The organism is Citrobacter braakii, from assembly GCF_009648935.1.
Taxonomy (GTDB): Bacteria; Pseudomonadota; Gammaproteobacteria; order Enterobacterales; family Enterobacteriaceae; genus Citrobacter; species Citrobacter braakii.
In genome coordinates this window covers 4020500-4035845 of record NZ_CP045771.1, presented here as the reverse complement: position 1 = coordinate 4035845, position 15346 = coordinate 4020500, and the positions used below count along the sequence as shown (strand labels likewise).

The following is a 15346-nucleotide window of genomic DNA, read 5'->3' as shown; positions in this document are numbered from 1 at the left end:
CTAAATAAAATAGCCGTGAGGTATCAGGTGCGAATATTGGCAGTGGCAATCATGGTGTGCTTGCTGAGCGGATGCGGCAGTATTATTAGCCGAACTATCCCAGGGCAAGGGCACGGAAACCAATACTATCCTGGCGTGCAATGGGATGTCCGGGACTCCGCGTGGCGCTACGTCACCATCCTCGACCTGCCATTTTCGCTGGTGTTTGATACCTTGCTGCTCCCGCTCGACATTCACCACGGACCTTACGAGTAAGCTATCGCTCATCCCATTCATCGGCCGCGGTCTGACCCTCTTCGGTATCCAGGGGAGGTTCCAGCTGGAATTCACCTTCATCCCATTCGTGAAGCGTGTTTTCTTCCTGCCACTCCTGACGGATCTCAATTTCATCATAGTCGCCATCAAAAACGCTTTGGGCCGCTTCACCACTCAGCATTGGCAGGCATTCACCCTCGCCCTCATCCTCATCAGCAAAGAATTCCGCCTGCCACATAATGTCACCATCCTGTAGCACGTATTTTTGTACGCTTAGCTGTTGAACGCTGGCTTCGTCGGGCTCAAGGTCAGGGTTATCAGCCAGAAATTCTTCACGAGCGGCATCAATGGCTTCTTCCAGCGTGGCATACATGGTCATCAGAGTCTCCCTTTGATTTAATGAAGTATTCAGGGAAATAATAGTTGATTCTCCGATATTGCAAGTATGAATGCACAAAAATCATCCCGTAGCCTCAGTGCTCCGGCGACGGCGCAGACTATTCCACGAGTAGAAAGCGTTAAACAGTACGACGCCCGCGGTCACGCAGAAGACGGCGCGAAAACCGTAGTTGGCGGAAATTGCCGCCCCCATTAACGGTCCCGTTACGTTACCGATATCGCGAAATGACTGGTTATAACTGAAAATACGCCCGGCGATCTGATTGGTTGAGTTATAGACCAGCAGCGTTTGTACTGCCGGGAGCAGAGCCCCATCAGCGGCCCCCAATAAAAAGCGCAGAACGGCAAGTTGCCAGGGCGATTGTACAAACGACATTGGAATAAGCAGCAGCACGGAGATGACCAGAGCAACAATCAGGATCTTCTCCGGGCCAATTCGATCACCTAATTTGCCGAGCCGCGGGGCGCTGATTAACGCAGCCACGCCTGGTACGGAAGCAATCATCCCGCTGATAAAGGCGATGTTACTGACGTTGCCAGCCAGCTCTCGAACGTACAGCGTCAGAATTGGCGCGATGGACCCGGTTGCCACCTGGATTATCAGCGTTGTGACAAACAGGCTCAGCACCAGTTTGGGATTTTTTAACGAGGCCACGACTTCGCGAATGTGCAGCATCTCTTTCTTGCTCACCGGTTGGAAACGTTCGCGAATAAAAAATAGCGTCAGGATAAAACAGAGCAGCAGTACGCTGGCGGTGATGAAAAATACCGGGCGTAGTCCGTACTGATCCGCGAGCAGCCCGCCTGCCAACGGTCCGAGCAGTGCGCCGCTGACGCCGCCGGTGGAAAGCGTTCCCAGCGCCCAGCCGCTTTTATTGCGCGGAACCTGGGTGGCGATGAGTGCATTGGCGTTGGGAATGAAACCGCCGAGCAGACCCAACAGGGCACGCAGGACCAGGAACTGCCAGATATTTTGCGCCAGCCCCATCAGCAGCATCACAATCGCCATACCCAATGCGGAACGCAGCAGCATGATTTTTCGCCCTTTGCGATCGGCAAGGCCACCCCAGAAAGGAGAGGCGATGGCGGAAAAGAGAAAAGTGATGCTGAAGACCAGACCTGACCACATATTCAGGGCGCTATGACCCGTGACGCCGAGACTCTCGACATAGAGGGGCAAAAAGGGCATAACCAGGCTAAATGCTGCACCGGTTAAAAAACAACCCAACCAGGCAACGGTGAGGTTACGTTTCCAGTTTATGGGAGCATCTGAGGGTGACATAGCGTTCCGCAGTGTGGCGCGCTGTTTGCGCTATCGATTGAATATAAGCAAGCAGGCTAATTATGCGCCTGGTTGATAGTTGCTGCAATGCGGATAGCAGTTAAACCTAAAGCGGGCAGGGAAGGTGTTGCAGTCCACAGGACTGCAACCGTGCTTTAGTACAGGGAAGGTGAACCTTCAGGACGCGTCTTGAAACGACGGTGTAGCCACATGTACTGCTCTGGGGCCATCATGATGCATTGCTCAACAATCTTGTTCATCCACGCAGCCGTAGTCTCCGCGTTGTCTAACGGCGGTGAACACTCAGGAGGCAGCATAATCAATTGATAACCTTTACCGTCAGGCTTGCGGCGAGGAACAAACGGTACCAGGCAGGCATTCGACATGCGTGAAAGCATCCAGGTCCCGGAGGTTGTTGCGGCCTGTTCAACAGCAAAAAGCGGGACAAATACGCTGGCGCGGGGACCGTAGTCATGATCCGGCGCGTACCAGACCACTTCGCCTTTTTTCAACGCTTTAATCATTCCTTTCAGGTCTTTACGATCGAGCATTGATTTATTAGAGCGCATACGGCCCCAGGTTTGTAGCCAGTCGAGCAGTGGGTTGTCGTTAGGGCGATATACGCCTATCCCCGGCTCCTGCAAACCAAACTGACGCGCACCCAGTTCAAGGGTCAGAAAGTGCAGACCCACTAACAAAATTCCCCGTTTTTGCGCCTGGACGTCGCGGATATGTTCCATCCCGATAACTTCCGTCCAGCGTGAAATGCGCTTGTCAGACCAAAACCAGGCCATTCCGGTTTCCATCACGCCCATGCCCACGGACTCGAAGTTCTTGATGACCATCTGCTGGCGTTCCTGCTCGCTCATTTGCGGGAAGCACAGTTCCAGATTACGGGAAACAATTTTTGCCCGACGTTTCATCAAACGTAATGCCAGACGACCTAATGCGCAGCCCAACTTGTAAAGAATCGGGTAGGGTAACTGCACGATTAACCAAAGGATGCCAATGCCCAGCCAGGTTAACCAATAACGTGGATGCAGTAACGCAGCCGAAAACTTGGGTAAATTCGTCATGTCTATCCTGTCTTCAAACGACCAATTGCCTGTATTGTCGCATTTTTTCGCGCATATCAAAAATTTGTGACGGGAGAACGGTGATTAAACCAGCAATTGTTGTTGCACTTTTATATTGGAGTAAGAAATGTAGCGTAAAATGTGTGGATGTAAATTGGCGGTGTTTGCTTTATTATGCCGCCGATTTTCATTTTCTCCCTATTTGCAGGATACGTACACCATGCCAGTGTTACACAACCGCATTTCGAACGATGCGCTCAAAGCCAAAATGTTGGCTGAGACCGAGCCGCGCACGACGATCTCATTCTATAAATATTTCACCATCGCCAATCCTCAGCACACGCGTGATGCGCTGTACCAGATGTTCACTGCATTGAACGTCTTCGGGCGCGTTTATCTTGCCCATGAAGGAATCAATGCGCAAATCAGCGTACCGCAAAGCAACGTCGAGGCATTCCGTCAGCAGCTTTATGCTTTTGATCCCGCATTCGCCGGGTTACGTCTGAATATCGCGCTGGATGATGATGGTAAATCGTTCTGGGTGCTGCGCATGAAAGTGCGTGAACGCATCGTGGCGGATGGCATTGACGATCCGCAATTTGACGCCAGCAACGTAGGTGATTACCTGAAGGCGGCGGAAGTAAACGCCATGCTGGACGATCCTGACGCGGTATTCATTGATATGCGCAACCACTATGAATACGAAGTGGGCCATTTCGAGAATGCGCTAGAAATCCCGGCAGACACGTTCCGCGACCAGTTACCGAAAGCCGTTGAAATGATGCAGGCGCATAAAGATAAAAAAATCGTTATGTATTGCACGGGCGGGATCCGTTGTGAGAAAGCCAGCGCCTGGATGAAACACAACGGATTTAGCAAAGTCTGGCACATTGAGGGCGGTATTATTGAATATGCCCGCAAGGCACGTGAACAGGGGCTTCCTGTACGTTTTGTCGGTAAAAACTTCGTTTTTGATGAGCGTATGGGCGAAAGGATTTCTGAAGATGTTATTGCGCATTGTCATCAGTGCGGAACGGCGTGCGACAGCCATACTAATTGCAAAAATGATGGCTGCCATCTGTTGTTTATCCAGTGTCCGGCCTGCGCGCAGAAGTATAACGGCTGCTGTAGCGAATTGTGTAGCGAAGAGAGTAAGTTGCCGGAAGAAGAGCAACGTCGTCTTCGCGCCGGACGTGAAAATGGCAACAAAATATTTAATAAGTCACGCGGTCGTCTGAATACCAAACTGGGTATTCCGGACCCTGCGCAATAGTCATCATGCCGGATGGCGGCTTTAGCCCCATCCGGCAACTCATACGTTACTTCTGTTGGACGCCTTCCACTGAGATGATCAGATCGACTTCCTGAGACGCCGGGCCGAGATCGGTTGTGATGTTGAAGTCCTTCAGCTTAATTTTACCTTCTGCTTCAAAACCCGCACGCGTGCCACCCCACGGATCGCCGCCCTGACCGATCAGCTTCGCATCCAGCGTAACCGGTTTAGTGACGCCGTTCAGGGTGAGATTACCGGTGATATCCAGGTCGTTCCCCTCTTTCTTCACGCTGGTAGAGCTAAAGGTCGCCTGCGGGAATTTGGCCACGTTAAGGAAATCTGCGCTGCGCAGGTGCTTGTCGCGTTCGGCGTGATTGGTGTCAACGCTGTTGGTGTTGATGGTGACGTTAACCTTATCGGCTGCGGGATTTTTCTCATCAAAGGTAAAAGTCCCGTCGAAATCTTTAAATGTGCCGTACAGCCAACTGTAACCCAGGTGCTGAATACGGAAATTAACAAAGGCATGCTGTCCTTCTTTGTCAATTTTGTAATCTGCCGCCACGGCTGACCCGGTGGTGAATAACAGAGAGGCGAGTGTAAGTCCCAGCAGGTTTTTTTTCATTTTAAGCTCCATAGTCAGATGACGATTTTCCCAACATGCGATTCAGGGTATCGTCGTTATCGATAAAGTGATGTTTCAGGGCCATCAGTCCGTGCAGAAGCGATAAAACCACCACGGTCCACGCAAGCCACAGGTGCAGACTACCGGCGAGGTCGGCCTGAGCGCCCGCATTGGCAAGGGTGGCAGGAATGTCGAACCAACCAAATACGCTTATCGCTTTGCCATCAGCGGTCGAAATCAAATACCCGCTGATGACAATTGAAAAGAGCAATGTGTATAGCGCTAGGTGACCCAGTGCCGCCGCGATGCGGGTGAAACGGGAATAACTTGCCAGCGCAGGAGGAGGAGGGGAGATCAACCGCCAGACGACGCGGATAACCAGCCCCATCATGAGCATAACGCCGATGCTTTTATGCAGTTCAGGGGCCTGGTGATACCAGCCGTCGTAATAGCTGAGTGTGACCATCCACAATCCCAGCGCAAACATGCCATATACAGCAATCGCAATCAGCCAGTGTAAAGCGGCAGACACCACGCCATAGCGTTGTGGAGTATTATTGAATTGCATAAGTGCACCGTTAGATATTTCAGAAGTGAATGAAAATGGCGCGTAAAAGACATTAATGCAACTAATAAATAACAATAATGATGATATTTGTTTTTGATTCAATAAAATTGATTGAATTGTGAAGTAATCATCAAGGAATTAGTAGGGATGGATGACATTAAGGCGTGGTTTCTGGGGGGGTTAAGGTATTTTTCTTGTTCAGTTAATTGCAATGAAAATTAAGTTAATATCAGTTTATGTCAATTAGTGTCAGCGTTGCGGGTTCAGAAAAACATAATATATATCACATCCATAATTGCCAGCAGCGACCATAAAATAATGTAGAGCATAAGATGCTCGCGAATATTATTAACCAGATAGTGAAAGATGCGGCGCATCAACGTTATTCCTGTCATTAAAAATGGCCTCACCAACGAGGCCATTCATTTATTATCGCTTAAAACGACTTAGCCTGAAGGGCGTCAGGTCAAAGTCAGACGATTTGTCCTGGGCGAAGTCAGCCGCAATCTCTCCGAGGACGGAGGCAAACTTAAAGCCATGTCCGCTCAGCCCGGTGATGATCAGCGTGTTGTCATGCTCCGGTAGAGTATCAATAATAAAGTCTTCATCTGGTGAGTTATCATAGGTGCAGGACGCACCGTGCAGACAGCAACCCACGCCTGGCAGTATTGTACGCAGGAATGGGAAGGCTTCAGAACCATCGCTGGCTACAGCGGCAAACGGCTTGCGCTCTTCTGCCGAATGAATTACCTGTCCGCCATTGTGCTTACCAATTTTTAGCTCGTCGTTTTCTGCCGGGAAACCGTAGAATTGATCGCCATTTGGTAGCTCCCCGGTGAAGGCAGGGAAGTTATTCTTAACGCTGTAACGCCCATCGGCTTGATACCAGGCGAACACTTTGCGTACCGGTTGTATCGGTAGTTCAGGGACTAATGCCTGTACCCAGGTTCCGGCGCTGATCACCGCTTTTTGCGCGTGATAGTCACCATCGGCGGTTTCTACCGTGACGCCATCATCACTATGACGAATTGCGCTGACCGGGCATTTAAATAGCTGCGCACAGCCTGCTTCTTCCGCCAGACGGATCCAGGTTTTAATCGCTAACTCACTACGTAAAAAACCAGACTCCGCTTCAAACAGACCGATATAGTTTTCAGGTACGCGAATCTCTGGCCAGCGCGCCATAATGGCTGCTGCATCCAGTTGTTCAACATTGAGTTGCCACTGTTTTGCGCTTTGCGCCGCGGTCGCTAAGAAGGTTGAATTTGCCGGACCAAGGTTGATGACACCAGAGCGCACAAAAATCGGCTCTTCATTTTGGGTGGATAATTCATCCCATAATGTTTGCGCACGTAGCACCAGCGGAACATATTTTTCACCTTCGCCATAGGCATGACGAATTAATCGAGTGTCGCCGTGGTGGCTGCCCTGCTGATGCGGTGGCATATGCGCATCGATCATCAGAACCTTCAGACCGGCGCGAGTGGCATAGTATCCGGCTGCGGCACCCACGGAACCGCTGCCAATTATGATTAAGTCGTATTTCATCCGCTTCTCTCTGCAATCGCGATAGTAGCAGGGTAAATAAGTGACCCGGAATATTCAACCTGGAAATAAGAAAGGCACCGGAAAGGTGCCTTTTGATGGTTGGATGTATCAGATTTAATGTCGCTGATACTCATTTACCTGGTAATCGCCGGATTCAATTTTAGCGATTCCTGCTTCTAATATCGAAATAAATTGCCTGGCAACATCAGTGGTTAACCAGAGCGTTTGACCAACTTCAGTCCCATCCGGGTCTGGACGATTCGGGGTCTGGTAGTGCAAACGCAGCATCAGCGCATCGTAGCTATCAACAGTGCTGATGTCCCATCCTACTAACGGATGAGTCTGAATGACTTCATTATTCTTTTCCATCATGCCCCCTAATTCGTGTTACTAGACAACGGTTTTCGAGGTTCAATGCGTTTTTTCTGAAGCAACTTCAGTATATCAATAAATAAGGGTATTCATTGAAAATTTAAAGAGGTAAGCACATAAAATTTTCGTTTTCAGCGTTATCTGACTAACAAACCGACATGTTATTCATTTTTTTTAAGCATGTTGCACAATTATTTTGGTGTTGTGGTTAAAAGATAGCCAGGAATTTATTATTAAAATATCAGTTTGCCAGAAGGAATGAACTATTGATTAAAAGATGGTGTGTATAAAAAAGCCGGGGCGACCCGGCAAACAAACATCACTGCATATCATTATTTATTCATTGATGAACCAGTCATCCGCGCTTTCCCAGGTCTCCTGGAGGATCTCGCTGATGCGTTCTTTATCCTCTTTGGTGGCACCAATAACCGACAGATTGTTTGCGCCGGCATAACGGACGGTAACGTTACCTTCGTTATCCGGAAAATGGTGCTGAATACGGCGGGAGAGTTCACCTGCCAGCGCGTCAATTGCACCAGCAGGTAAAGGTGAAGTTTTGGCAATAGTGACTTCAATACGCATAGTAGCCCCCTGTGGAATATACTGTTTATTTATACAGTTATTCTCGCCAGTTGGCTACACTTTTTTTAGTTTTTCACGGACCAGTGTACCGTTTCGCCACCCAGGAAAGGCACCAGCGTATCATCTTGCAGCGCAATGCTCTCCGGGACTTTGTGCTCCACGCGTTCCAGCTCAATAAAGGTTTCATTCACCGGCAAACCGTAGAACTGTGGGCCATTGAGTGAGCAGAAGGCTTCAAAATGGTCCAGTGCATTCATCTCTTCAAACACGGTGGCATAACTGCCCAGTGCGGTCGGCGCATTAAAGCAGCCCGCACAGCCACAGCTTGACTCTTTGCGATGACGCGCATGCGGCGCTGAGTCGGTACCGAGGAAGGCGCGGTTAAACCCGCTGGCGACCAGCTCACGCAGCGCCTGTTGATGGACGTTACGTTTGAGGATCGGCAGGCAGTACAGATGTGGGCGAATCCCGCCGACCAGCATGTGGTTGCGGTTAAACATCAGGTGCTGTGGCGTAATGGTCGCCGCCAGAAGGTCGTTGCCGTCGCGCACGTATTCGGCAGCATCTTTAGTCGTGATATGTTCGAACACCACTTTCAGCGCAGTTAAGCGCTGACGCAGTGGTTCCATCACCGTTTCAATAAAGCGCGCCTCGCGATCGAAAATATCGATATCCGCATGCGTCACTTCGCCGTGCACCAGCAGAGGCATACCCAATTTTTCCATCCGTTCCAGCACTGGCATGATGGCATCAATAGAGGTTACGCCATGCGTCGAGTTGGTGGTGGCATTGGCCGGATAGAGTTTTGCGGCGGTGAACACGCCTTCGTTGAATCCACGTTCCAGCTCATTGGGATCCAGCGTATCCGTTAAGTAGCAGGTCATTAATGGCGTGAAGTCGTGTCCGGCAGGTACCGCGTCAAGAACTCGCTGGCGGTAAGCGATAGCCGCGTCCACCGTGGTGACGGGCGGAGCCAGGTTCGGCATGACAATGGCGCGGCCATAAACTTCGCTGGTATAGGGCACGACAGTTTTTAACATGTCGCCATCGCGAAAGTGAAGATGCCAGTCGTCTGGGCGGCGGATCTTTAAAACCTGGGATGGTGCAGTCATCAATATGCTCCGGCTGAGGATAGTCTTTTTTGCCGGAAACAAAGGATAAGCGGAAACGTTTTCGTTTGCACGAAAAAAAAGGGCGCATCGGCGCCCTCTGTCATATTAGTCGGTGAACGGGATAATGATTTCTCCCGGTTTCACCTCAATGCCTTTCGCCAGTTTTTTCGCCAGCGCTTCCCCCTGGCTGCTGTCATCCCGCAGAATGTATGCCGGCTGCTGGTTGAAATAGTTGCGCAGCGACTGATTTAAATAAGGCATCAGCGTTTGCAGTACCGACTGCATTTTTTCCGGCGTGACGGTAGCGTCCACGACTTCCATTTCTTGCAGATAAATCGCGCCTTTTTCTTTATTGAAAACCGGTAAGGCTTTTAGCTTCAACTTCATGGTCGCTTTCTGACTGCCAAACAGGGAGTTCATGTCCAGGTTGGCGTCTCCGGTCAGCGTCACTTTATTGGGTTCTTCACGGCCTATCTGGCTGGCGAGATTGTTCAGTACGATATGTGCTTCAGCGACGCCAGGCAAACCGATATCTTTTGAAAAGTTATTATTCTTCGCCAGGGCCTGATTAATCTCTTGCTCGCTAACCGTGTATTGCGTGAGTTGATTACAACCAACCAACAGGCCGCTGACAATTAGTGCAGCGGCAAAAAAAAACTTTTTCATGGGGTTCCTCAACATGATGCTTGTGGTGTAATCGTGACACAAAGCATCATCGAGCACCAGCGCAGCGGGTAACAGCAGAAAAAACTGAAAAATGCGCGTACACCAGATTGGCTATCAGGCGTCAGGCTCCAGCATACCACGCGTTGGGCGTTTGAGACTGAATTGCCAGCCCAGCGCCAGGAAAGTGATGAAGCCGATAATACCGAGCATCATCCAGGGCAGCTCAGGTTGTGCCAAGGCTTTACCCATGTCAAACAGCCAGCCGCCGCCGATATAACCAATGGCGCCGCCGATGGCGAGTCCCAGTCGACTGAAACCCATATAGCTTCCCCGTGCCCGTGCATTTGCCAGCGAGGCGCTCAGGGTTTCACGCGCCGGTTCGGCGATGATTGAGCCAATATAGAACGTGCAAATCAGGGTGAACAACTGCTGTAAATTCCCGACCAGGCCGATGGGCATCATGCTTAAAGACATCACCAGCAGACCGGCCATCAGGCGATGCTCAAGGCGAAAGCGTTTTTCACTCCAGCGGGCAATCGGGTAGAGCAACGTTAAAGAGAGGCACGCCTCGATGGCATACATCCATTTCACAGCGGCCGGTGAGCCAGCGATGTCGTTTACCATTATTGGCAGCATCAGCATCACTTGTACCGCCAGCATGTAATAGCCCGCCAGCGTCAGCACATAAGTGACAAAGCGCTTGTCATGCATCACGTGGCTCATTCCTTCGCGCACCGGAATTTTCACCGTTGACAGTTTCCATGCCGGAAGTAGCCAGGCGTTAAACGCCGCGCACAGAACGAACAAAATTGCGCCGGTGGCACACACCAGACGGAAATCGTATTGCAATAACCAACTGCCGAGCAACGCGCCAACCACGGCCCCGGCGCTATCCTGCATCATCAGAATAGAGAAAAAACGCCCGCGCTTTTCCGGACGGATCAGTTTGACCACCAGCGCCGAGCGGGGAGGGTCGAACAACGTGCCGCCCAGCCCGGAAAGAAAGCAGGAAAACCATAGCAGCCACGGTTCATGGGCAATGCCCATGGTGGCGAATCCGGCAGCGCGCATCAGCATGCCGGTGACGATCATCGGTTTTGCCCCGAAACGGTCAGCAATAGCACCGCCGAAGATACCTAAACCTTGCTGGATAAATTGACGTAATCCAAGCGCGATACCGACCATCACGGCGGCCCAGCCCATTTGATCGACAAAACGAATTGAGATCAGCGGGAAAACGACGAAGAAACCCAGCACGACCAGCATGTTATCGATAAGAAGGAAGTATTTACCCAGGTTCCTTGCCTGCGAGACTTGCGACATTTCCCCTCCAGGGAAAAACTCGTCACTCTGGATAGAGTTTAAAAGATAAGCACCTCCTATTCTGCGGTGTCGTCATCGCTTTTCCCACCCTTCGCGGGACAATATTTTTTTATCAAAAGTCCGTCTTGATAGAGAGTTTTCATCAAAATGTGTGAATAATTCAAAAAATGGCATTTTGCTCTTTTCACAGGGCGTATTTGCGCAGGTATAGTAATGCGAATAGCGTATTGAAGACGTTACGGGAAGGAGTAGGTATAGAATGTTTGGCTATCGCAGTAACGTGCCAAAAGTGCGCTTAACCACGGACCGCCTGGTCGTGCGTTTAGTGCATGAGCGTGATGCCTGGCGTCTGGCAGATTATTACGCAGAAAATCGTCATTTCTTAAAACCCTGGGAGCCTATTCGCGATGAAAGCCACTGTTATCCGTCAGGCTGGCAGGCGCGTCTGAGCATGATCTCGGAGTTTCATAAACAGGGCACCGCTTATTACTTTGCGCTACTCGATCCGGAAGAAAAAGAGATTATTGGCGTCGCGAACTTCTCGAACGTCGTGCGGGGATCTTTCCACGCCTGTTATCTCGGTTACTCCATTGCACAGAAGTGGCAGGGGCAGGGGCTGATGTATGAAGCCTTAACCTCGGCCATCCGCTATATGCAGCGCACGCAGCATATTCACCGCATTATGGCTAACTACATGCCACATAATAAACGCAGCGGTGACCTGCTGGCGCGACTGGGTTTTGAAAAAGAAGGGTATGCCAAAGACTACCTGCTGATTGACGGGCAGTGGCGCGATCACGTGCTGACGGCGTTGACCACATCAGAATGGCCCCCCGGCCGCTAAGTTTCAGATGCAGCCATGATTAATGGAGAAGACGATGAAATACGAATTAACCGCCACCGAAGCACGGGTGATTGGCTGTTTATTAGAAAAACAAGTGACTACGCCTGAACAGTATCCGCTCTCCGTTAACGGAGTCGTAACCGCCTGCAATCAAAAAACGAATCGTGAACCCGTGATGAACTTGTCGGAATCCGACGTGCAGGATCAGCTTGATAACCTGGTGAAACGGCATTTCCTGCGTACGGTGAGTGGCTTTGGTAATCGCGTCACGAAATATGAGCAGCGTTTCTGCAACTCTGAGTTTGGCAATCTTAAGCTCAGCGCGGGGGAAGTCGCGCTCATTACCACGCTGTTGCTGCGCGGCGCTCAAACACCAGGTGAGCTACGTAGCCGCGCCTCCCGGATGTACGAATTCAGCGATATGGCCGAAGTAGAGTCGACACTGGAGAAACTGGCAACCCGGGAAGATGGTCCTTATGTCGTTCGCCTGGCGCGTGAGCCGGGCAAACGTGAAAGCCGTTATATGCACCTGTTTTGCGGTGACGTTGATGAAGCGATGACCACGGCAGATGAACTTCCGGCAGCTTCGGGCGATCTACAGGCGCGCGTTGAAGCGCTGGAAACAGACGTCGCGGAGCTTAAGCAGCGGCTTGATTCCTTACTGGCGCACCTGGGAGACTGATGTGAATAAATTACGTATCGGCGTTGTCGGGCTCGGCGGGATTGCGCAAAAGGCCTGGCTGCCCGTGCTGGGCGCTAGTGCAGACTGGACACTGGAAGGGGCATTTTCACCTTCGCTGGAAAAAGCGCAGCGTATCTGTCATACCTGGCGGATACCTTACGTTGATTCACTGGTTAATCTGGCGCAAACCTGCGATGCGGTTTTCGTCCATTCCAGTACCGCAACGCACTATGCGGTGGTCAGCGAACTGCTGAATGCCGGGGTTCACGTGTGCGTGGATAAACCGCTGGCGGAAAACCTGCACGAAGCTGAACAATTGGTGGAGCTGGCCGAGCGGAAAAAGCTGACGCTGATGGTGGGGTTTAACCGTCGATTTGCGCCGCTGTATCAGGATCTCAAATCCCAGTTGGGCAATGCGGCGTCCGTACGCATGGATAAGCACCGGACGGACAGCGTCGGACCGCACGATCTGCGCTTCACTCTGCTGGACGACTATCTGCACGTTGTCGATACCGCATTGTGGCTGGCGGGAGAGAAAGCGCAGTTAAATAACGGTACGCTGTTAACCAATGAATCCGGCGCGATGCTCTATGCGGAGCACCATTTTTCTGCCGGGCAAATGCAGGTAACGACCAGTATGCACCGCCGCGCCGGTAGCCAGCGCGAGAGCGTGCAGGCGGTGACGGATGGTGGCCTGATTGACGTTACGGATATGCGGGAATGGCGGGAAGAGCGCGGGCAAGGAGTGATGCACAAGCCGGTAGCAGGCTGGCAAACTACCCTGGAACAGCGTGGTTTTGCCGGATGCGCACGTCATTTCATTGAGTGCGTGCAAAATCAGACGGTTCCCCAGACGGCAGGTGAGCAGGCGCTCCTGGCCCAGCGCGTTGTCGAAAAGCTGTGGCGGGAGGCAATGGCTGAATAACCCCCTGTAACATCTGGCGGTAGTAATTCATTGTAATCCAGGTACTATATGCCAACTCAAAAATAACACCTCTTTTTAACCATAGGCTGGTTTGTCGGCCTGATAAGACGCTACGGCGTCGCCATCAGGCACAGCAAAAGTGCCGGATGGCGGCGATCATGCCTTATCCGACCTACGGGCAGGTTTGTCGGGGTTTTGCCTCAGAGTCTGGAATACAACATAGATGAATTTATTAAAGTCGCTGGCAGCCGTCAGCTCGATGACGATGTTTTCACGTGTGCTGGGTTTTGCGCGTGATGCGATTGTCGCCAGAATCTTTGGCGCAGGGATGGCGACTGATGCCTTTTTTGTGGCATTCAAACTTCCTAACCTGCTGCGCCGAATCTTTGCTGAGGGCGCTTTTTCGCAGGCGTTTGTGCCTATTCTTGCCGAATATAAAAGTAAGCAGGGTGAGGATGCGACCCGCGTCTTTGTCTCTTACGTTTCCGGGCTGTTGACTCTGGCGCTGGCCGTGGTGACGGTCGCCGGAATGCTGGCTGCCCCGTGGGTGATTTTAGTCACCGCGCCTGGGTTTGCCGACACAGCGGACAAATTTGCGCTGACCACTCAACTGCTACGGATCACCTTTCCGTATATTCTGCTGATCTCACTGGCTTCGCTGGTGGGTGCGATCCTGAATACCTGGAATCGCTTTTCCATTCCGGCGTTTGCGCCGACCTTTCTGAATATCAGCATGATCGGTTTCGCGCTGTTTGCTGCTCCTTATTTTCACCCTCCGGTGCTGGCGCTGGCGTGGGCCGTTACCGTTGGCGGCGTGCTACAGCTGATTTATCAGCTTCCGCACCTGAAGAAAATTGGCATGCTGGTGCTGCCGCGCGTGAACTTCCGTGATGCGGGGGCGATGCGCGTCGTCAAGCAAATGGGCCCGGCGATCCTTGGGGTATCTGTCAGCCAGATTTCACTGATCATCAATACGATTTTCGCTTCATTTCTGGCCTCTGGCTCAGTGTCATGGATGTATTATGCTGACCGTCTGATGGAGTTTCCGTCTGGCGTACTTGGCGTCGCGTTGGGGACTATCCTGCTGCCCTCGCTGTCCAAAAGTTTTTCCAGCGGTAATCATGATGAGTATTGCCGTCTGATGGACTGGGGCCTGCGTTTGTGTTTTCTGTTGGCATTACCGAGCGCCGTGGCGTTGGGGATTCTGGCCAAACCGCTGACGGTTTCTCTGTTCCAGTACGGTAAATTTACCGCCTTTGACGCAGCGATGACGCAGCGCGCGCTGGTGGCATACTCGGTAGGTTTGATTGGCTTGATCGTGGTGAAAGTGTTGGCCCCTGGTTTTTATTCGCGCCAGGATATTAAAACGCCAGTCAAGATTGCCATTGTCACGCTGATTATGACCCAGGTAATGAACCTGGCGTTTATTGGACCGCTGAAACATGCCGGGCTGTCGCTGTCGATTGGTCTGGCGGCGTGTCTGAACGCTTCACTGCTGTACTGGCAACTGCGTAAACAGAAAATTTTTACCCCACAACCGGGTTGGGCCTGGTTCCTGGCGCGACTGGTGATTTCTGTGCTGGTGATGTCGGCGGCGTTGGTTGGGATGCTCTACATCATGCCGGACTGGTCGCAGGGAACGATGTTATGGCGTCTGCTGCGTCTGATGGCCGTTGTGGTGGCAGGTATTGCTGCTTACTTCGCTGCGCTCGCGGTGCTGGGCTTTAAAGTGAAAGAGTTTGTGCGCCGGACGGCGTAACAGATTAATGCCGGATGGCGGCATGACGCCGTATCCGGCCTACAAACGCGTAGGCCTG

The 15346-nt window shown here is 51.6% G+C and carries 18 protein-coding genes; 6 read left to right on the top strand and 12 right to left on the bottom strand.

The genetic code is table 11. The features are described from left to right. Positions 1 to 27 precede the first annotated feature (27 nt). Positions 28 to 255: a YceK/YidQ family lipoprotein gene (locus GFC06_RS19085; protein WP_016152609.1), complete on the top strand. Its 228-nt coding sequence runs from the start codon at positions 28 to 30 to the stop codon at positions 253 to 255. Position 256: 1 nt separating this feature from the next. Here GFC06_RS19085 and GFC06_RS19080 read toward each other — a convergent pair whose 3' ends face one another. The 3 genes from GFC06_RS19080 to GFC06_RS19070 all read right to left on the bottom strand — a co-directional run bounded on the left by GFC06_RS19080 (position 257) and on the right by GFC06_RS19070 (position 3012). Further along, positions 257 to 634, bottom strand: coding sequence for a MysB family protein (locus GFC06_RS19080; RefSeq protein ID WP_016152610.1), 378 nt, complete (start codon positions 632 to 634; stop codon positions 257 to 259). Between the two features lie 81 nt (positions 635 to 715). After that, positions 716 to 1936, bottom strand: a complete 1221-nt coding sequence (gene mdtG, locus GFC06_RS19075) for a multidrug efflux MFS transporter MdtG (RefSeq protein ID WP_019076457.1) — start codon at positions 1934 to 1936, stop codon at positions 716 to 718. A 155-nt stretch (positions 1937 to 2091) separates the two neighbouring features. Next, positions 2092 to 3012 (bottom strand): Kdo(2)-lipid IV(A) acyltransferase, encoded by a 921-nt coding sequence (locus tag GFC06_RS19070; RefSeq protein ID WP_075847093.1) that lies wholly within the window; start codon positions 3010 to 3012, stop codon positions 2092 to 2094. Positions 3013 to 3232: 220 nt separating this feature from the next. Between GFC06_RS19070 and trhO the strand changes: the two genes are divergently transcribed. Beyond that, a complete protein-coding gene (trhO, locus tag GFC06_RS19065) occupies positions 3233 to 4285 on the top strand; it encodes an oxygen-dependent tRNA uridine(34) hydroxylase TrhO (RefSeq protein WP_016152613.1) in 1053 nt (350 codons plus the stop codon). Positions 4286 to 4331: 46 nt separating this feature from the next. Here the strand turns inward: trhO and GFC06_RS19060 are convergent, their stop codons facing one another. From GFC06_RS19060 to mdtH, 9 genes are all read right to left on the bottom strand, one after another. Then, positions 4332 to 4907, bottom strand: a complete 576-nt coding sequence (locus tag GFC06_RS19060; RefSeq protein WP_016152614.1) for a YceI family protein — start codon at positions 4905 to 4907, stop codon at positions 4332 to 4334. Position 4908: 1 nt separating this feature from the next. Continuing rightward, positions 4909 to 5475, bottom strand: a complete 567-nt coding sequence (locus tag GFC06_RS19055; protein WP_049282343.1) for a cytochrome b — start codon at positions 5473 to 5475, stop codon at positions 4909 to 4911. Positions 5476 to 5738: 263 nt separating this feature from the next. After that, positions 5739 to 5852 (bottom strand): YceO family protein, encoded by a 114-nt coding sequence (locus tag GFC06_RS19050; protein WP_003036148.1) that lies wholly within the window; start codon positions 5850 to 5852, stop codon positions 5739 to 5741. A gap of 52 nt (positions 5853 to 5904) precedes the next feature. Beyond that, positions 5905 to 7023: an N-methyl-L-tryptophan oxidase gene (gene solA, locus GFC06_RS19045; protein WP_153690529.1), complete on the bottom strand. Its 1119-nt coding sequence runs from the start codon at positions 7021 to 7023 to the stop codon at positions 5905 to 5907. Positions 7024 to 7137: 114 nt separating this feature from the next. Continuing rightward, the gene (gene bssS, locus GFC06_RS19040; RefSeq protein ID WP_003036154.1) at positions 7138 to 7392 is read right to left on the bottom strand and encodes a biofilm formation regulator BssS; all 255 of its coding nucleotides are present in this window, start codon (positions 7390 to 7392) and stop codon (positions 7138 to 7140) included. 339 nt (positions 7393 to 7731) lie between these two features. Beyond that, on the bottom strand, positions 7732 to 7977 hold the full coding sequence (dinI, locus tag GFC06_RS19035; RefSeq protein ID WP_003036157.1) for a DNA damage-inducible protein I: 246 nt from the start codon (positions 7975 to 7977) through the stop codon (positions 7732 to 7734). A 65-nt stretch (positions 7978 to 8042) separates the two neighbouring features. Continuing rightward, the gene (pyrC, locus tag GFC06_RS19030; RefSeq protein ID WP_153690528.1) at positions 8043 to 9089 is read right to left on the bottom strand and encodes a dihydroorotase; all 1047 of its coding nucleotides are present in this window, start codon (positions 9087 to 9089) and stop codon (positions 8043 to 8045) included. Positions 9090 to 9194: 105 nt separating this feature from the next. Continuing rightward, a complete protein-coding gene (locus tag GFC06_RS19025; RefSeq protein WP_016152618.1) occupies positions 9195 to 9755 on the bottom strand; it encodes a lipoprotein in 561 nt (186 codons plus the stop codon). Positions 9756 to 9869: 114 nt separating this feature from the next. Beyond that, a complete protein-coding gene (gene mdtH, locus GFC06_RS19020) occupies positions 9870 to 11078 on the bottom strand; it encodes a multidrug efflux MFS transporter MdtH (RefSeq protein WP_016156184.1) in 1209 nt (402 codons plus the stop codon). Positions 11079 to 11337: 259 nt separating this feature from the next. Here mdtH and rimJ point away from each other — a divergent pair, with 259 nt between their 5' ends. The 4 genes from rimJ to murJ all read left to right on the top strand — a co-directional run bounded on the left by rimJ (position 11338) and on the right by murJ (position 15288). Further along, entirely contained in the window at positions 11338 to 11922 is a 585-nt protein-coding gene (rimJ, locus tag GFC06_RS19015) for a ribosomal protein S5-alanine N-acetyltransferase (protein ID WP_153690527.1), read from the top strand. Positions 11923 to 11956: 34 nt separating this feature from the next. Continuing rightward, complete coding sequence (locus GFC06_RS19010; protein WP_047501063.1) at positions 11957 to 12604, top strand: YceH family protein; 648 nt, start codon at positions 11957 to 11959, stop codon at positions 12602 to 12604. A gap of 1 nt (position 12605) precedes the next feature. Continuing rightward, entirely contained in the window at positions 12606 to 13529 is a 924-nt protein-coding gene (locus GFC06_RS19005) for a Gfo/Idh/MocA family protein (RefSeq protein ID WP_153690526.1), read from the top strand. Positions 13530 to 13752: 223 nt separating this feature from the next. Further along, positions 13753 to 15288 (top strand): murein biosynthesis integral membrane protein MurJ, encoded by a 1536-nt coding sequence (murJ, locus tag GFC06_RS19000; protein WP_016152622.1) that lies wholly within the window; start codon positions 13753 to 13755, stop codon positions 15286 to 15288. Positions 15289 to 15346 lie beyond the last annotated feature (58 nt).